Annotated in this window: 15 protein-coding genes and 1 other annotated feature (1 of these 16 running past the window's edge); of the genes, 10 read left to right on the forward strand and 5 right to left on the reverse strand. The window is 45.4% G+C overall.

Annotated features, from left to right (window positions below; all coding sequences use genetic code 11):
• Positions 1–31 precede the first annotated feature (31 nt).
• The 8 genes from ABN764_RS05945 (at position 32) to ABN764_RS05980 (ending at position 7,384) form a co-directional block, all read left to right on the forward strand.
• On the forward strand, positions 32–586 hold the full coding sequence (locus tag ABN764_RS05945) for a GNAT family N-acetyltransferase (RefSeq protein ID WP_021252427.1): 555 nt from the start codon (positions 32–34) through the stop codon (positions 584–586).
• Between the two features lie 352 nt (positions 587–938).
• Entirely contained in the window at positions 939–1,418 is a 480-nt protein-coding gene (locus ABN764_RS05950; protein WP_446671259.1) for a DUF6530 family protein, read from the forward strand.
• Positions 1,419–1,420: 2 nt separating this feature from the next.
• Positions 1,421–2,635 carry an MFS transporter gene (locus tag ABN764_RS05955; RefSeq protein WP_446671260.1) on the forward strand — a complete coding sequence of 405 codons (1,215 nt, stop codon included), beginning with the start codon at positions 1,421–1,423 and terminating at the stop codon, positions 2,633–2,635.
• A 12-nt stretch (positions 2,636–2,647) separates the two neighbouring features.
• Positions 2,648–3,766 (forward strand): AAA family ATPase, encoded by a 1,119-nt coding sequence (locus tag ABN764_RS05960; protein WP_446671261.1) that lies wholly within the window; start codon positions 2,648–2,650, stop codon positions 3,764–3,766.
• Positions 3,767–3,906: 140 nt separating this feature from the next.
• On the forward strand, positions 3,907–4,866 hold the full coding sequence (locus ABN764_RS05965; RefSeq protein WP_446671262.1) for a vWA domain-containing protein: 960 nt from the start codon (positions 3,907–3,909) through the stop codon (positions 4,864–4,866).
• A gap of 40 nt (positions 4,867–4,906) precedes the next feature.
• Positions 4,907–5,266 (forward strand): GIY-YIG nuclease family protein, encoded by a 360-nt coding sequence (locus tag ABN764_RS05970; RefSeq protein ID WP_446671263.1) that lies wholly within the window; start codon positions 4,907–4,909, stop codon positions 5,264–5,266.
• Positions 5,267–5,504: 238 nt separating this feature from the next.
• The gene (locus ABN764_RS05975) at positions 5,505–5,984 is read left to right on the forward strand and encodes a DUF6530 family protein (protein WP_005549197.1); all 480 of its coding nucleotides are present in this window, start codon (positions 5,505–5,507) and stop codon (positions 5,982–5,984) included.
• 554 nt (positions 5,985–6,538) lie between these two features.
• Positions 6,539–7,384 (forward strand): hypothetical protein, encoded by an 846-nt coding sequence (locus tag ABN764_RS05980; RefSeq protein WP_446671264.1) that lies wholly within the window; start codon positions 6,539–6,541, stop codon positions 7,382–7,384.
• 117 nt (positions 7,385–7,501) lie between these two features.
• On the opposite strand, the gene ABN764_RS05985 is transcribed toward ABN764_RS05980, so the two are convergent.
• Together ABN764_RS05985 and ABN764_RS05990 are read right to left on the reverse strand one after the other, a co-directional pair.
• Positions 7,502–8,479, reverse strand: coding sequence for an NAD(P)H-quinone oxidoreductase (locus ABN764_RS05985; protein WP_446671265.1), 978 nt, complete (start codon positions 8,477–8,479; stop codon positions 7,502–7,504).
• A gap of 113 nt (positions 8,480–8,592) precedes the next feature.
• Positions 8,593–9,078 carry a hypothetical protein gene (locus ABN764_RS05990; protein ID WP_446671266.1) on the reverse strand — a complete coding sequence of 162 codons (486 nt, stop codon included), beginning with the start codon at positions 9,076–9,078 and terminating at the stop codon, positions 8,593–8,595.
• Positions 9,079–9,350: 272 nt separating this feature from the next.
• On the opposite strand from ABN764_RS05990, the gene ABN764_RS05995 reads away from it, so the two are divergent.
• Complete coding sequence (locus ABN764_RS05995; protein WP_446671267.1) at positions 9,351–10,823, forward strand: fused MFS/spermidine synthase; 1,473 nt, start codon at positions 9,351–9,353, stop codon at positions 10,821–10,823.
• 166 nt (positions 10,824–10,989) lie between these two features.
• Here ABN764_RS05995 and ABN764_RS06000 read toward each other — a convergent pair whose 3' ends face one another.
• From ABN764_RS06000 to ABN764_RS06010, 3 genes are all read right to left on the reverse strand, one after another.
• The gene (locus tag ABN764_RS06000; RefSeq protein ID WP_446671268.1) at positions 10,990–14,790 is read right to left on the reverse strand and encodes a beta strand repeat-containing protein; all 3,801 of its coding nucleotides are present in this window, start codon (positions 14,788–14,790) and stop codon (positions 10,990–10,992) included.
• A gap of 90 nt (positions 14,791–14,880) precedes the next feature.
• A complete protein-coding gene (locus ABN764_RS06005; protein ID WP_065292750.1) occupies positions 14,881–15,330 on the reverse strand; it encodes a DUF3888 domain-containing protein in 450 nt (149 codons plus the stop codon).
• Between the two features lie 259 nt (positions 15,331–15,589).
• A complete protein-coding gene (locus tag ABN764_RS06010; protein WP_021254718.1) occupies positions 15,590–16,339 on the reverse strand; it encodes an SDR family NAD(P)-dependent oxidoreductase in 750 nt (249 codons plus the stop codon).
• 170 nt (positions 16,340–16,509) lie between these two features.
• Between ABN764_RS06010 and ABN764_RS06015 the strand changes: the two genes are divergently transcribed.
• A complete protein-coding gene (locus ABN764_RS06015) occupies positions 16,510–17,394 on the forward strand; it encodes a LysR family transcriptional regulator (protein ID WP_072731656.1) in 885 nt (294 codons plus the stop codon).
• Between the two features lie 117 nt (positions 17,395–17,511).
• Positions 17,512–17,668, forward strand: a binding site (T-box leader) (it continues 38 nt past the right edge of the window).

Below are 17,668 nucleotides of genomic sequence, written 5' to 3' on the forward strand. Positions count from 1 at the left end.
TTCCATCTAATCGAAATGAGGTAATTTATGAATGGAGATTTCATATTGGAAAGGCAAGCGTATTCGGTTTCGTGCACCTGTTGCAGAGGATATCATCATATTCGACAGTTTGGATGACAGCATACTGCAAAATATGGACTCGATTGCATTTCCACGGACACAAGCGCAATTGGAAGAATGGATCGAAGAAATCTCGCAGGGAGCTTCGGAAAATAGCCATGATTTCTACTGGATCGCCGAGGATGCCAATAAGGGAGACGTCGTCGGTACCATTGAGATTGATGGCACTGACTTCAAAAATGGAACCTTCGATTACGCAATATCTGTATTCCCTGCTTATCGGGGCAAGGGCTACGCCAGTGATATGATCCTAACCGTTTTGAAGCATTATTTCTTCGAGCTGAGATATCAAAAAGCAACCGTTTGCATTTATTCCTTCAACGAAGCTTCTATGAACCTGCATCGCAAGCTTGGTTTCATCCAGGAAGGCAGACTGCGTAGCATGATTTACACCAATGGGAAGTACCACGACGAGGTGTATTTCGGTATGACCAAAGAGGAATTTGAGGCATTATACATGAGATAAGGTATTTGACAAATACATAACTCAGACGTTCTTAACAACGAGCTGTCGGGCGGTAGTGATCTACTTGCTTAACAGCTCTTTTGTTTTTTCAGTTTCACACATCTAGAATTTCTCCGTTCACAGTTGATATGCCATACATACGTTTTCTCCCCTATTCTCCATCGATACTCACTTAACACGATAATCATAACGATCATCCCCCCTCTTTTTCGTTCTAACCAGACAGTTTTAACCAGGGATTTAAAAAACGGGCTTCAAAAAAGATTGACTCCTGATGAGATCCAATATAAACTGAAGCAGTAATTTAGTAAATTAGTAATTTAGTAAATAAAAAATTGAAAAGAGGGAGAAAATGAAAATACCTACTACGATAAAACACAAGCCTGTTGTCGTGTCGAATAATTATGAGCAAGTTGATGGCCCCTTCGCCAGAAGCACTGATGTGAAAGGTCTTTCCCTGGGATTGGCTCAGTGGAATGACAGCGGCAAGGTAGATATTTCCGCCAAGGTATGGAGACATACGGGAGAGAAATGGTGGCAGAATTCGGAGGAACTTCCCCTTCATCGTGTGCTTGACTTGTCCATTTTGATTTGCCGCTCTGTAGCTCATTTTCATGAAGCATACCGGTATGAGCATTTATATGACGCGCAGGAACCTGTCATCGACCGGATTGGCCTGCAAGGAGACGCCATGAGCGTGGCAATTGATACGGAAAATGAGCGAATCAATGACGACATTAAGCTGTTCAGTCAAGCGCTGAGTGACAATGATGAAATGATCAGCGAGCGCCTTCGCAATTTGTCCAAAATACTAAAGGATATGGGGTATTGACGATGTTATCCAATCGATATGTTCGAACCATTATCCTCTCCCGGGTGCTGCTGCAACTCGGAATTTGGATCCGGAATTATGCCGTTCTGTTGTATGTTACCGAATTAACGAACAATAATCCGATTTATGTATCGCTGATTTCCGTTGCAGAATTTGCTCCGATTTTTCTATTTGGCCTCATTGGCGGAACCTTTGCTGACCGATGGAAGCCGAAGCGAACGATGGTATGGAGCGATCTGCTCTCTGCCTTGTCCGTTGTAGCTGTGCTGTTTGCCGTTTTGAATAACGGATGGATTGCCCTCCTGATCGGATCATTTATTTCGGCCAGTCTGTCCCAGTTTTCTCAGCCTTCGGCCATGAAACTATTCAAGCGGCATGTGCCAGGTGAACAACTGCAAGGCGTGATGGCGATGTTTCAAACGCTTGTTGCCATCTTCACAGTATTGGGACCTATCATCGGCACGTTTTTATTTATTCAATTTGGAATTAACGTATCTCTAATTTTGACGGGTGCTTTCTTCCTGGGAGCTTCGTTCATATTGTCCACACTCCCTCGCGATAAGGAAGAACCGAAATCGACCGATGCTCGCAGCTTCTTCAAGGAGCTTACGGCCGGGCTGCGCTATATTGGGGCGAATCAATCGTTACGCACACTTTGCATGACCTTCGCAGCTGTCGGATTAGCTTCAGGTCTTACTCAACCGCTTCAAATCTTCCTCGTCATCGAGAAATTGGGATTAAACAAACAAGATTTGCAGTGGTTTGTGATGGCCAACGGAGCAGCCATGTTCGTAGGCGGAATTGCCATCATGGGGATCGCCAAAAAGGTAAAACCGCAGTTGCTCCTCACGATAGGCTTGCTTGTCGCCGCCGTCTGTACGATGGGTATTGGTGCGTCTAGTCTGATTTGGCTGACTGTTGTTCTCTTAGTGATTAGCGGCTTGTTTTACCCTTGTATTCATGGCGGCATTCAGACGCTTATTGTGCGCAATACGGAAAGTGCATTTATGGGCCGAGTATCTGGTGTGATCACGCCAGTTTTTATGGGCATGATGGTCATGGGCATGTTTTTATCCGGTTATTTGAAGGAAATGTTTTCACTTCTCACTGTATATCTGTTGAGCGGTGTTTTGATTATTGTGGGGACCCTTTTGCTCTCCCCACTCCTGATTGAAAAAAAACAAACGATAAACGAAAATCTGCATCATGATAGATAGGAGAATCATGAAATGAATGTACATGAAAACTATGTCTTGTCCCCTGCAAGACAACTGACGGATGAAGAGAACAGGCTGATTTGGAGAAAGCCTTCCTCCCATCAGGTCAGCGAAGAAGAACAGCGTATATGTAAAGAAGTAAAACGCAATTGGAATCGCGGGGAAATGAAAATTGCTAATATTCTGTTAGAAGGCGATGCCGGTTCCGGTAAAACTCAACTTGCCAAAGCATTATCCGCAAATTTCGGATTGCCTTATACGAAAATAACCTGCTTTGCCGATATGGATAAATCAGATATTATCGGCGCTATATTGCCCGTCATTCCTTCTGAGCAATTTGAGAAGCTGGAGCCTGAGGAGCAACGCATTTGGCAAGCATTCTATGAGAGCGATAGTTTGCATCACATTACTGAAGTGCTTATGAATGCGCTACAGATTACACAGGAACAGGCCGCCTTTCAAATGAAGCAGATGCTAAAGCGTGCAGCTGAATACACCGAGGGCGAAGCGGTTGAGTACCGTTTTTACCCATCTGAAATCATTAGAGCGTATCAAAAAGGATATCTTCTGGAAATTCAAGAACCAAACGTGATTCGTGATGCTGCAGTATTGATGGCGTTAAACTCTGCTCTGGAGCTGGATGGAAGCATAAACCTCCCTACCGAGATCGTACACAGGCACCCGGACTTCATCGCAGTCATCACAACAAATCGCAGCTATGCAGGGGCCAGACCGTTAAACGAAGCTCTGCGTGACAGAGTTCAACACTCGGAAAAGATGGATCTGCCCGGCAAAGAGGTCATGATAGAACGCGCGATATCCAAAACAGGGTATCAGGATGAAAAGATGCTGAGCGTGTTAGCAGATGTTATTATCATTTTGGATCGAACAGCTCGGGCAAATGCCATCAAAGGCGTGGCTGGAATGCGTTCCTTTTTCTACTGGACAGATGCAGTTGCTGGAGGAGCCTCCGTCAAAGAATCCCTATATCATAAGGTCATCTATAAAATAACAACCGATGACGAAGAAATTAAGATTCTGGAAGAGGCGCTTGAGAAGAATGGTTTGCTTGCTAGCTTAGAGGACGTTGCGAATCAGGTAAAAAAAAACAAAAAATCGGTGAACCAATAGAAATCAAGACATGGGGAGATATCGACTCGGATCTTGATTATGATGCTGACAGCCTTACCGAGGAAAAAGGCATAGCACTCAGAAAGTCTGCGGATAGTGAGGATCGTTCATCACTAACATCTTCGGATTCTCACGGCGATATGAAAAGTACAGATACCGGTGAAGACGGCTCCCCCCAATATCATCAGGCCAATCCAGCGCCAATGACTGACGATGAAAAACAAAAAGAGCGCGATTTTCGCAAAAAACTGAATCGTGCCGCAAGGGATTTGGTGTCCAATACGATTCATGAAAAGGTGAAGCTTATCGTTCACCGACCAGTCTATACGCTAGAAGATCAGCACGATTACGATCGTCTCAGCAGAGGGCTCATGCCAATCGTGAGGGAAATTGCCAGAAAGACACTCCCGCTGCTGGAACATGAGGTGTCTTCCGAATATACAAGGAATCGTTACTATGGAAGCAAGTTTCAGGCGGATAGTGTGGCTTACAGGGATTATCGGTATTTTGCCAAAAAACGCCCTCCATCTGAGTCCCCCTCCCTAGTGGTTGGCCTCAGGATTGACGAATCCGCATCGATGTCTGCGTTTGGCAGATTGGTGGCAGCAAAGCAAGCGGTTATTGCAGTCTATGAATTTTGTCAGATTTGCCAGATCCCCATACTCATCTACGGCGACACGGCTGATGTTTCCAGGATGGAGCAAATGTCGATCTTTGCTTACATTGACTTTGAGAAGCCAGATCCAAGCGACCGATTCAGACTCATGAACATCCAGGCCAGAAGTAATAATCGTGATGGAATGGCGTTGCGGATGATGGCGGAACGGTTAGCCGTGTCACCACAACAAGCCAAGCTGCTCATTAGCATTAGTGATGGACAGCCCAAAGCAATGGACGATTACACAGGAGCTTATGCAGTGAATGACATGCAGCAAACGACAGAGGAATATGAGCGCAAAGGTGTTCGATTCCTTGCAGCTGCAATCGGTCAAGACAAGGATATCATTCATGCCATCTACGGGAATGACCGTTTTTTGGATATTACAAATTTGTATGAGCTGCCAGCAAAGTTAGTTCGAATTATCGCTAGGTATATATAATTCACATTACTCTTTATACTTGAAAAGGAGAACAAACAACATGGATATGAACAAGCGCAAGGAGCTTATTGAAGCTTACAAGCAGATCAAGACTTACATGGGGGTTGTTCAGATCAAGAACAACACAAACGGTAAAATCTTCATTGACAGCTACCCCAATTTAAAAAATAAATGGTTCACGCTGCAAATGCAGCTGGATATGGGCAGATTTGCAAATGCTCAGCTCCAGAAGGATTGGAAGGAATTCGGATCTAATGCCTTCACCTATGAGATTCTTGAGCAGAAGGAAACTGATAAAGTGACCGACATCCGCTGGGAAGTGAAGCAAATCATCAAGCCATGGCTTGCAAAGTTGCAGCCCTATGGAGACAAAGGATATAACAAGCCACCTAAGGAATAAGTTACAGGCGGGGAGACTTCCCCGCCCTTTCTCTTTTGCTAGCCAGAATCGGATTCACCCATACAACACCCGTTTCCTAGCATGCGTCTCTTTTCACCTCTTCTTCCTGTTTTTACACAGCAGTGCTTCGGAGTGACTTTGACCATTCTAGATTTTCCGACAGATTGACTATCGTTGAAATCAAAGATATGATGAAACAGTCATTTAGTAAATTAGTAAATGAAAAGAGGGTCAGAACATGAAAATACCTACTACGTTAAAACATAAACCTGTTGTCGTGTCAGAAAATTATGAGCAGATTGATGGCCGACTCGCTCCCAATACAGATGCCAAAGGCCTCTCGTTAGGATTGGCTCAATGGAACGATAGAGGAAAGATTGATATTTCTGCTAAGGTGTGGAGATACACAGGAGAGAAGTGGTCCAGACAGTCAGAAGAGCTCCCTCTTCATCGTGTACTTGATTTGTCCATTCTGATTTGTCGTTCATTGGAGCATTTTCGTGAAGCTTACCGATATGAGCATCTTTATGATCCCGAGCAGCCTATCATCGACCGAGTTGGCCTGCAAGGAGATGCCATGACTGTGGCGGTATGTACGGATAATGAACGAATTAATGAGGATATTAAGCTGTTCAGCCAAGCGCTGAGCAATGACGATGAAATGATAGGCGAACGTTTGCGTACGCTATCTAAAATCTTGAAAGATATGGGATATTAAGTGCTGATTACAGGCAGAGTCTACGTAAGATCTTTAATTATTGGGGTGCCTATGCGGCACCCTTTTTTTATTAACAGAAAATACGCACCAACGGAAAACACGGAATGGTGTGAACAATCAGGTGTTTGGTTAAATAATGTCTATTTAATTCGCCGAATAATATCCTGTCCTTGTATGATACCATCACCTACCACATAGATCGTGCCTGTGTCCGTTGTACGATAATTGCTGGTTGAGGCTGAATGATGAACCGGATCGCCAATAAACGACGAGCCGTAATTCGCTGCGTTTGGATAAAGGTTCAGCACATTCCAGCGGAATAATTTTATGGATACACTTGCATTCGATACAGATGAACGTAGTATTCGTACATTTGCGTTAAAAGGTTGTTTGTATCCAAATAAATGAAACAAACGCAACGAATCCATTGAGAAAAATGACAGTTTAACAAGGGACTCTGGAAATGTTTATAGAATAAGTATCTACAACGAAAGAAAGAAGTAAGTTTCTTTAGTTAAGAAAAGGACAGGGAATTACTAAAGGGAGAAAAAATAATGATAAAAATAATCGATGTGGTAGAGCCATTTGTAAAAAACTATGAAGCATCTATTGATTATTTAAATGATTATTACAGCAAATATGAAGAGAATTATGAGGAATATTTTAAATATCACTGTTTAAATATTGAAGAAAAGAAGAAAAAAGCAATCAATTTACATCCCACCAAATTACAAGAAATTTTACCGATGCGAGATTTATTTTTAATAAATATCCCTATAATAACAAATACATATGAATCCATGTTTCCTATTAAATTCACAAAGGATGTGCATTTACTAGTAGGGATATATGGTAGTAATGCTTATACCTATCGCCAGTATAATCCCGAAGTTGCTTTCTGTTTAGAAAAGTTACCATATCATGAAAAACATATTCAACTTATCATTGCTCATGAATTTGGTCATGTAACACATCATTTATTTAGCGATACAAATCAAATTTCTTGGGATAAAGTAGATTGGACAAATCCTTACACCTGGCTTTTACAAGAAGGAATCGCAATTTATTTATCTACACAAATAGTTCAAGCAAATTTAGATGAATATTTTGCATTTGGAGAAGATAAAGAATGGATGCTGTTCGCGCAAGAAAATGAATCAAGGATTGCCCAAATGTTTTTAGAGGATTTGGAAAAAGAAATTGAGAGCAGACCGTTTTTTAAAGAATGGTTTTCTATAAACGGTGGCAAACACTTTGAGCATATGCGGTTAGGATATTATCTTGGTTACAAAGTTGTCGTGAATCTAGTAGAACGATTCGGAATAGAAGAAGTTTTAACGCTTTGGGAGAAAAACGAATGTAATGAAATGATGAAGAAACAACTTCAAAAGTTAATGTAAGTAGCGATTATGAATTATTCGCCACTCAAAAAAAGCGTATTCGGCATAAAAACTTGAATACGCTTCAGCATTTAAGGGAAATAAACAATCAAGATGAGAACCTAAACAAAAAATAAATCACTTCACCTTTAAAATAATTTTACCTGTATTCTGGTTTCTCTCCATGCGTACATGAGCTTCGCTAACCTTTTCCAATGGATAGGAGGTATCGATGATTGGTTTTATGCTCCCGATTTCGAAGTGCTTCATAATATTCAAGATGAAATCCTGTGTCAGCTTCGCCTTGTACTCATCACTTCTAGGCGTCAGCAAGGTTCCTGTGACTTGTACGCATTTTGCCATTAAGGCAAATAAGTTCACCTGCGGTACCTTCACTCCACCAAGAACGCCGATGAGTACCCAACGACCTTCCTTCTTAATGCTGGCGAGATTCTTCGCCCAATAATCCGCCCCTACAAAGTCCAGAATTACATCTGCTCCCTGCCCATTCGTAGCCCGAAGCACCTCTTCGTCAAAGGATTGCTCCTTATAATTGATGAGTACATCAGCACCCAGTTCACGGCAGAAGTCCAGCTTCTTCGCAGAACCGGCAGTTACAATGACGGTAGCCTTGCTAATCTGCTTTGCAAGTTGAATCGCCGCTGTTCCTACTCCACTGGCGCCAGCATGAACAAGCACTGTCTCGCCCTGTTGAAGCTTGCCGATCCAGTATAACGTCTGGTACGCAGTTAAGAACACTTCAGGAATTGCCGCAGCTTCCGCAAATGAGAAGGAGTCTGGAATCGGGATCGCCCGATCCATTGGCATGACCGCATATTCAGCATATCCTCCCCCATTTACTAGCCCCATTACTCGATCACCAACTTTAAAGGTGCTCTCACCATTGACTTCGATGACCGTTCCGGCAACTTCTACCCCTAGAATAGGGTTCGTCGCATATCCGGCCTTGCCTTCACGCATGACAATATCTGTTCGATTCACTGCAGCAGCATGCACTTCGATTAGCAGCTCTCCTGCTTGCGGCTGTGGGCTTGGCAAATCTGTTATCTCCAGCTGTTTTGGGCCACCTGGATTGTTCACGATTACACCCTTCATTGAGAGCCTCCTTGTTTTATGTATTTACGTTGTTTGATGGTTATAAAACTATCATATTTAAGGCAACCCTTAAAGTCAAGATTATGGTATCGGAGTTCGTTTCTAGGGTATTTTCATGACGTCCCGCCACTTTGTTCTTCTAACCATTGATTTAGAAGCTTGAGCTGTTTTTGATGGGTGTCATCTATAGTCCGATAAGATTTATTGCTTGAGTCTGCATACCCATGAAGTAAAATCTCGCCACCTTCAGACATGATATAGGACACCATATCCCCCTTTTCTCCATAGAAAGATAGCAGATAGGCTGGGTATTCGGGGAAATTGGATGCCGAGAAGTCATTTCGAACCCGAATATCTTGAAGTGTACTCATAACGAGCTCAATTTGTTTGTTATCAGTGATGTGAGCATAATTATTGCCTTCGTTATCCCCTGACATAAACTTCTTCAAAAAAATAGATTTGATCTTGGCTTCATTTACATAATCCATGACTAAATCATGTAGTGAATACGTAATTCGTGTCTGATACACATGATTACCTAGTACGCCTGAAATCAACAACAGGGCAACAATCATAATTGGCATTTTGTATCGTGACATTCCAACCGCCCCCACTATCGTTCTAGTTTTCGTATCTACGTAAATACTACCAGATTATAGAGTTCAATAGAGCTACTCTTTTTTGAAACAAGTCGGGATCGCAGATATTTCCCACATGGTAACTGAGGAATGCCAGTATGAACAGGTGCAATTGTGTGAACACTGATTCAGAAGCATTGATCCTATTAGCTAATTTGAGGTGTGAATACTTGAATAACCATTTCTCAATCCGTTTTCTATATCTATATGTATTCATCACGGGAGCTTCCGTCATGGCGATTGAAATTGCGGCTTCCCGCTTCCTGGCGCCATACTTCGGTACTTCGATGATTGTGTGGGCGAACATTATTGGACTTATCCTTCTATCACTCTCTCTCGGATATTGGGTTGGTGGCAAATGGGCCGATCGTTGGCCGAGCGGCAAGTTGTTAATGATGCTGTCACTACTGTCCGGTGTCCTTGTGTCCTTATTGCCCTTATGGGGTAGCTTCATATTTCAGTTTCTTACCAATGGCATAATGAATACACCCGTCTGGATTATTTTCTGTTCGTTTTTCGCCGTTTTAATCGTATTTGCTCCCCCTGTATTTTTACTGGCGATGGTGAGTCCGTTTGCAATTCGGTTAGTATCCGATCAATCGAAGGACATTGGCCGTGTAGCTGGCAATCTGTATGCGTGCTCCACATTAGGGAGTTTATTGGGCACATTCGGCACTGCTATGATTACGATCCCATTGTTGGGAGCAAGAGAGTCAATTTATATTTGGTCTGCTGCTCTGATTGTAATTAGCGGTTGGGGGCTGCGACATACGAAGCAGGGTTGGTTGGTTTCGCTTCTACTTGTTCCTGTGCTTTCCTATTTCTTCATCAATGACAACGTGTCTACTTCCGCAAATGAGAAAGTCCTCTGGTCCAAGGATACGTTCTACCAATATGTCAGAGTCGTCGAGGCTTCTAGTGGAGATATTTCTTTAGTATACAACGAGGGCGGGGGTGTTCAATCGATCCGGAGGGCTAAGCCAGGATTGAATGCTGGCGACTACTACAATGATTATTTAGTGCTCCCCTATTTGACCAACTCGCCGGATCAGCTGCTCGTATTAGGTTCCGCTGGTGGTACGATTCCTCGGCTGTTGGCTGAATATGTGAAGCCACAATTTCCAAATATGAATGTTACCGGAGTAGAACTAGATCCCGAAGTTATTACACTTAGTTATCGATATATGGGGCTGAAGCGTGAAGATGCTCAGATTGTGAATCAGGATGCTCGTATATTTATTAGTAATACGAATCGGAAATACGATATCATAGTTGTCGACTGCTACTCGCAGCAAATCTATATTCCTGCTCATTTATCGACTGTGCAATTTTTTGATACCCTTCGAATGCATCTGAATCCAGATGGGCTCACTGCTTTAAATGTGAACGTGACAACACCTGATTCTCCACTGCTCTTAGCGATGGCAAAGACTGTGAAGCAGGTTTTTCCCAACACGTACATCGTGAAGTCGTCTGGACAATACAACTACATGATCATCGGATCCATACGACCGCTGCAAACAGATAATCTTAATCGAGTACATCTGAATAGTCCCATTCACCCGCTTCTCGAACAATGGCAGAAAGGGATAAAGGAAGTGAATGACGAGCTGCTTGCCAATGCACAAGTATTGACTGACAACCACGCTCCAACTGAAATGCTAACAGATTCGATGATTTTTGGTTCAATTCCGGATCGCCCTTAATTTTGTTTACGAATAAAGCCACTATACTGAACAATGAATGTTCAATTACAGTGGCTTCTATTTATTGCACCAACATATCTACTATAGGATTCAATTACTCTAATTTGGAGATCAATTCTCTCGTCTTTTCCTTTCTCGTGATGTTCCTGACGGGATATTCATGGCTTTATGAAGTTGTGGTGAAGAAGACCGTATATACAGCACTTTGAGTTATATTGGGAGAAGCAAAAAGTGATATTCCATTATTCCTTACGACTGTATTTCCAGGGATGATACTCGTCCATGAGATTGTTGCTGGTGCCGTTGAGACTGTAGGATTATACACGTAAACTGGCTGTGCACCAATATCAGTCGGACTGATCGAAAACACGATAGAGCCAGTTATGACAGCTGTGGTTGCAAGCGTTATCGTTGATACAATGTTGCCTGGAGATGGTGAGGTAGCGTTGTTAGCTACGTTAGCACATATCTGAAATAAATAGGAGCCTACTGATAAATTGTTTACATTGATGGAGCCTGAAAAACCAGATACATTACCTCCACCGAGCACAACATAAGGTATCTCATTAGATACAGCGCCTGGAGAACCAGAGATTCGTTGAAACCCTGAATTCGCCCCGCCAAATAATATAGCTTTCGTAGAAACTGTGGATGATGGCCCTGTGGCGCCAGTTGCTCCTGTAATACCAGTAGCACCAGTTCTACCTGTGGCACCAGTCGAACCGGTTGCTCCGGTGATGCCTGTTACTCCGCTCGTTCCTGTCGCACCAGTTGAACCAGTTGCTCCCGTGACACCTGTGACTCCGGGCGTTCCTGTCGCTCCAGTCGAACCAGTTGCTCCCGTGACACCTGTGACTCCGGGCGTTCCTGTCGCTCCAGTCGAACCAGTTGCTCCGGTGACGCCTGTTACTCCGCTCGTTCCTGTCGCACCAGTTGAACCAGTTACTCCGGTGACGCCTGTTACTCCGCTCGTTCCTGTCGCACCAGTTGAACCAGTTGCTCCGGTGACGCCTGTTACTCCGCTCGTTCCCGTCACTCCAGTCGAACCAGTTACTCCCGTGACACCTGTGATTCCGGGCGTTCCCGTCGCTCCAGTCGAACCAGTTACTCCCGTGACACCTGTGACTCCGGGCGTTCCCGTCGCACCTGCTGAACCGGTTGCTCCAGGGACTCCTGTGACTCCGGTACTTCCCGTTGCTCCGGTTGCTCCCGTTACTCCGGTACTTCCTGTCGCTCCAGTACTTCCTGTTGCTCCGGTTTCTCCTACGGCACCTGTCGCTCCTGTCGCTCCTGTTGCTCCTGTCACTCCGGTACTTCCGGTTGCTCCGGTTTCACCTACGACACCCGTGACTCCTGTCGCTCCAGTACTTCCCGTTGCCCCGGTTTCGCCTACGGCTCCAGTTGCTCCTGTCGAACCAGTACTTCCCGTTACACCAGTTTCACCTACGGCTCCGGTTGCTCCCGTCGCTCCAGCACTACCCGTTGCTCCGGTTTCACCTACAGCACCCATCGCTCCTGTAGTTCCAGTACTACCCGTTGCCCCGGTTTCACCTACGGCTCCGGTTGCACCTGTCGCTCCAGTACTTCCCGTTGCCCCGGTTTCACCTACGGCTCCGGTTGCACCTGTCGCTCCAGTACTTCCCGTTGCCCCGGCTTCACCTACGGCTCCTGTTGCTCCTGTCGCTCCAGTACTTCCCGTTGCCCCGGCTTCACCTACGGCACCCGTCGCTCCTGTCGCTCCGGTACTTCCGGTTGCTCCGGTTTCACCTACCTCACCAGTGGCTCCTGTCACTCCGGTACTTCCCGTTACCCCGGTTTCACCTACGGCACCAGTGGCTCCTGTCACTCCGGTACTTCCCGTTGCCCCGGTTTCACCTACGGCACCTGTTGCCCCTGTCACTCCAGTACTTCCCGTTGCTCCAGTTTCACCTGCGGCTCCTGTCGCTCCAGTACTTCCCGTTTCCCCGGTTTCACCTACAGCACCCGTCGCTCCTGTCGCTCCAGTACTTCCCGTTGTCCCGGTTTCACCTACGGCACCCGTCGCTCCTGTCGCTCCAGTACTGCCTGTTGCTCCGGTTTCACCTACGGCACCTGTGACTCCTGTCACTCCCGTACTTCCCGTTGCTCCAGTTTCACCTGCGGCACCTGTGGTTCCTGTCACTCCCGTACTTCCCGTTGCTCCAGTTTCACCTGCGGCACCTGTGGTTCCTGTCACTCCCGTACTTCCCGTTGCTCCAGTTTCACCTGCGGCACCTGTGGTTCCTGTCACTCCCGTACTTCCCGTTGCTCCGGTTTCACCTACGACACCCGTGACTCCTGTCGCTCCCGGACTCCCTGTCGCCCCGGTTTCACCTACGGCACCTGTGGCTCCTGTCGCTCCAGTACTTCCCGTTTCCCCGGTTTCGCCTACGGCTCCTGTTGCTCCTGTCGCTCCAGTACTTCCCGTTTCCCCGGTTTCACCTACGGCACCCGTCGCTCCTGTCGCTCCAGTACTTCCCGTTGCTCCGGTTTCACCTGCGGCACCTGTGGCCCCTGTCGCTCCAGTACTTCCCGTTGCCCCGGTTTCGCCTACGGCTCCTGTTGCTCCTGTCGCTCCAGTACTTCCCGTTTCCCCGGTTTCACCTACGGCACCCGTCGCTCCTGTCGCTCCAGTACTTCCCGTTGCTCCGGTTTCACCTGCGGCACCTGTGGCCCCTGTCGCTCCAGTACTTCCCGTTGCCCCGGTTTCACCTACCTCACCTGTTGCCCCTGTCACTCCAGTACTTCCCGTAGCTCCGGTTTCACCTGTGGCTCCTGTGGCTCCTGTCGCTCCGGCACCTCCCGTTGCTCCGGTTTCACCTACGGCTCCGGTTGCTCCTGTCGCTCCAGTGCTTCCTGTCACTCCGGTTTCACCTACAGCACCTGTAGCTCCTGTCGTTCCAGTACTTCCGGTTGCACCGGTATCACCTACGGCACCTGTGGCCCCTGTCGCTCCAGTACTTCCCGTTGCTCCGGTTTCACCTACAGCACCCGTCGCTCCTGTCGCTCCAGTACTTCCCGTTGCTCCGGTTTCACCTACGGCTCCGGTTGCTCCCGGCGTACCAATACTTCCCGTTGCTCCGGTTTCACCTACGGCACCTGTGGGCCCTGTCGCTCCAGTACTTCCCGTTTCCCCGGTTTCACCTACGGCACCCGTCGCTCCTGTCGCTCCAGTGCTTCCCGTTACACCAGTTGCACCTATGGCACCTGTTGCCCCTGTCGCTCCAATGCTTCCCGTTGCTCCTATTGCTCCAGTGCTGCCAGTCACTCCAGTGGATCCCGTTGGGCCAGTTGGGCCCGTCGGCCCTGTTACGCCATCAACATACCAGGATTCGGCTAATTGATAAATATCTGCAACGAAAGCAAACCCGGGAGTTCCCTCACCATGATTCATAACCTGAAACGTAAATAAAAATCGAGAGCCCGGAAAAATATCTGAAGAACGAAATGAAGCTGTAACCGAATGATATCGAATGTTCTGCGACGGAATACCCGATTCAATAGAATGCAAATCAGCAGGCAATGCATAGAGTTCATTATCTAAATAATCCGGCGGAATTGGCATCACAGGATTGCCTATTGCATCGATAAGAGTGATACGCATACTGCAAACTTGGTTGCAAAATAGGGTGAAAAAGATAAGATAAGAAATCTCTTCCGTCCCCTCGAGAATTGGCAATGGTACAGACGCCGTAGCAAAACTGCAAACTTCCCCAGCTTTGGCTACTTGCTTGGACCAAATAAATGTCGGGTTGTTTATTTGCTTGAACCACACATTATTGTCACTAGTGAAAGACTCTAGTTTAAGCCATATCTCATTTACATCTACAATATTTACTGCATTCGGGGAATGCCCAGTGATTAATAATACTACAGCCTCGCCAACAGAATCAGCGACAAACACATTCTTATTGCTGCTTGTAATTCGTTGTAAAGGTGTAATTGTCATTCGCAATACCTCTCCATTCAAAACTAAACTATTATCATAACATCTTATGTAAGCAGCTCCAATTTGGAAACCGTTTTGTTTCAGAACCAATTATCGCAGTAATAGGTGCTGCCAATTGAGAGGTAACTGGTTAGTATGGACATGTTGATAGCTTGTTATTTTCACTATGTTCGTAATAAGTGGCGATATTTCTAGAGTCATCCGATCCTGCCCTACTGCAATATGTGGCCCAATGACAGGCTGAACCTCAAGCGTAAGGAGAAAGTCATACCCACGATTCTTGGGATTTTGATCTATTCTCTCTGCCTTTACAATGTCTATTTCATATGGATACACAACAGGATCTACCTTCAATATCTTACTGTAGTAAGAATTGACGGCCTCTTGGATTTGGGGCAGAAGCAGAAGCAACAGCATGTCGGGATACAAATCAGAATCTGCCTCTTTAAGCGTTCTATTGACCTCGGCGTTTGCCTGAATGGGCAGGGACAAGACAACTGTGATTAGAATAATGGTTGTAAGTACATGAAATTGTTTCATTTGATTCACCTCATGCAGACTATCTCCCGAAATATGTTCCTTTATACATGTTCAGGTACTATTCAGTTATATTTGATTTTCACAATGGTTAGCCTGACGGATCTCATCATCATGGATTGGCTCCTATTCTGTATCATTACGCCGGCATTCGCATTGCAGTAACGTATATTTAATCAAAAAAGACAAGCACCTTGACTCCTAATGATAAGGATGTGAGGTGCTTGTCCGTTATTCAATGTATGATCCTACTGTTGTGATATTATTTAAACGATGCGTAGCCTTCATCTGCCATGACGACACTGCCATTAATTGCGCTAGCTTCATCAAGGGAGAGCAAGTATACCGTATCGGCTACTTGTTCAGGCTGCGTCAACTTATTGCCAATAACCTTCGCCTTCATCGCATCTACCATGCCTTGATCTTTGTAGCCTTGAATAATCGGTGTGTCGACAGCACCTGGTGCAACAGCAAGTACTCGAATGCCATATGCAGAGAGTTCCAGCGCAGCGGACTTCGTCATCATGATGACAGCTCCCTTCGTTGCATGATAGGCGAATGTCCCCGGGGAAGCCAGAAATCCGAACACCGAAGCGGTATTAATAATTACTCCACGAATACCGAGCTCTCTCATCTTGCGTCCAGCTGCGATAATTCCGTACGCAACTCCATGCTGATTCACATTAATCACATCATGGTAATCCTTCAGATTTTGGTCAAGCACAGGAGTCACGCGGCCAATCCCCGCATTATTGAACATCACATCAATTCGGCCGAACGTTTCAACAGCCTTCTCTACGAGTGCTTCTACCTCTTCTAGTTTGGACACGTCAGTTTTGACAAAGATCGCTTCACCGCCCAGTTTTTCAATGAGGGCAACGACTTCTTGTCCTGCTTGTTCATTAAAGTCAGCGACAACGACACGATCCCCTTTTTTGGCGAACTTCAATGCCGTCTCTTTCCCAATTCCACTTGCCCCACCTGTAATAACCGCTACTCTTGTCTCAGCCATGCTCGATTCCTCCTCGTCGAATGTGTACGTACTTCATTATAACTGTGAGATTATTCATTGACTCTTGCTTCTTGCTATGCCTTTATTGTAACACTCTAGATAATTAACTAAAATTTATATAAACTAATATATAATTAAGTATTACTTAAGTATTGAATTGAGGTGTCTATATGAATATTGAGCAGCTTGAGAACATTGTTGAGGTGGCGAAGACAGGATCTTTAACGAAAGCCGCGCAACAAGCGCATGTAACCCTGTCGGCCATTAGTCAGTCCATTTCCTTGCTGGAATCAGAACTAGGCATTCGAATATTCCAGCGTTCACGTGGACAAGGAGCGGTTCCTACGCCTGAAGGCCAAGCGATCATTGGCATTGCGAGTGAAGTATTAGTGAAGATCAATGAACTAAAAGCAGAAGCACAGTCTTATACCAATACCGTCAACGGGCTATTACGAATAGCCACAATTCCCGGGCCAATGCATTTATTAATCGATGTTATATCCCGTTTCAAGCGCGATTACCCTGCTGTCAAATTTGAAATCATGGAAAAAGGCCCCAAAGAAATCGTGGATCTAATCAAGCAGGATAAGATTGATATTGGATTGATCGCTTTATCGGAAAGTCTCCTTCACCAACAGCGCAATTTAACATTTCAGAGACTGCTCGAAGGCAAGCTTGTCGTTGGGGTGAACGAGCAATCACCACTGCGCTGGGAACATGTGATAACACCAGATAAGCTAATCAATCAGACGTTCGTCCTCTATGAGGATGAACATATTCGGAATTACATGTCACAGTTTGTTGAAACGTATGGTGGGGTTGATATTTTGTTCATCAGCAACAATACGCAAGCGATTCACAATGCGGTAAAAGAAGGAATTGCGGTGACGATAGGAATAGACTACTCGTTCAAAGAGGATAGTCAGCAAATCATTCCTATAACCTTGGAATCACCTAATATAGAGCGATTTTATTATGGCTGGGTGCATGCCTCAGACAAGCAAATTTCGCACGTGGCAAAGCGCTTTCTGAATCGTTTAAAATCCGAACTCTAACACAGTCATCAAAAAATTACTGTTGACAAACGAAGGCAGAGGTCTATAATGTGATTTATCACATGAAAGCCCAAAAGCAAAAAAGCAAGAAAGCAAGAAAGCAAAACAGTAGAATATCAAAAAGCGTAGAACTAATACAGTAGCTGTCTGTGGCGGAAAATCAGAGACTTGGTGGAAGGTGCGAACTAAGCCGGGACATGCAGTGAATTACAATTAGGGAGCTGACTTCGGTCCGGCAATGCCGTTAAATAGATGAGTGAACAAAAGTTATTTT

The sequence above is a fragment of the Paenibacillus wuxiensis genome (assembly GCF_040195695.1).
Lineage (GTDB): Bacteria > Bacillota > Bacilli > Paenibacillales > Paenibacillaceae > Paenibacillus_B > Paenibacillus_B suaedae.

Coding starts and splice junctions, on each gene's coding strand:
- ABN764_RS05945 (WP_021252427.1), top strand. CDS start 32: ATGGAGATTTCATATTGGAAAGGCAAGCGTATTCGGTTTCGTGCACCT.
- ABN764_RS05970 (WP_446671263.1), top strand. CDS start 4,907: ATGGATATGAACAAGCGCAAGGAGCTTATTGAAGCTTACAAGCAGATC.
- ABN764_RS05980 (WP_446671264.1), top strand. CDS start 6,539: ATGATAAAAATAATCGATGTGGTAGAGCCATTTGTAAAAAACTATGAA.
- ABN764_RS05960 (WP_446671261.1), top strand. CDS start 2,648: ATGAATGTACATGAAAACTATGTCTTGTCCCCTGCAAGACAACTGACG.
- ABN764_RS05975 (WP_005549197.1), top strand. CDS start 5,505: ATGAAAATACCTACTACGTTAAAACATAAACCTGTTGTCGTGTCAGAA.
- ABN764_RS06010 (WP_021254718.1), bottom strand. CDS start 16,339: ATGGCTGAGACAAGAGTAGCGGTTATTACAGGTGGGGCAAGTGGAATT.
- ABN764_RS06015 (WP_072731656.1), top strand. CDS start 16,510: ATGAATATTGAGCAGCTTGAGAACATTGTTGAGGTGGCGAAGACAGGA.
- ABN764_RS05955 (WP_446671260.1), top strand. CDS start 1,421: ATGTTATCCAATCGATATGTTCGAACCATTATCCTCTCCCGGGTGCTG.
- ABN764_RS05985 (WP_446671265.1), bottom strand. CDS start 8,479: ATGAAGGGTGTAATCGTGAACAATCCAGGTGGCCCAAAACAGCTGGAG.
- ABN764_RS06005 (WP_065292750.1), bottom strand. CDS start 15,330: ATGAAACAATTTCATGTACTTACAACCATTATTCTAATCACAGTTGTC.
- ABN764_RS05950 (WP_446671259.1), top strand. CDS start 939: ATGAAAATACCTACTACGATAAAACACAAGCCTGTTGTCGTGTCGAAT.
- ABN764_RS05990 (WP_446671266.1), bottom strand. CDS start 9,078: ATGTCACGATACAAAATGCCAATTATGATTGTTGCCCTGTTGTTGATT.
- ABN764_RS06000 (WP_446671268.1), bottom strand. CDS start 14,790: ATGACAATTACACCTTTACAACGAATTACAAGCAGCAATAAGAATGTG.
- ABN764_RS05965 (WP_446671262.1), top strand. CDS start 3,907: ATGAAAAGTACAGATACCGGTGAAGACGGCTCCCCCCAATATCATCAG.
- ABN764_RS05995 (WP_446671267.1), top strand. CDS start 9,351: ATGGCGATTGAAATTGCGGCTTCCCGCTTCCTGGCGCCATACTTCGGT.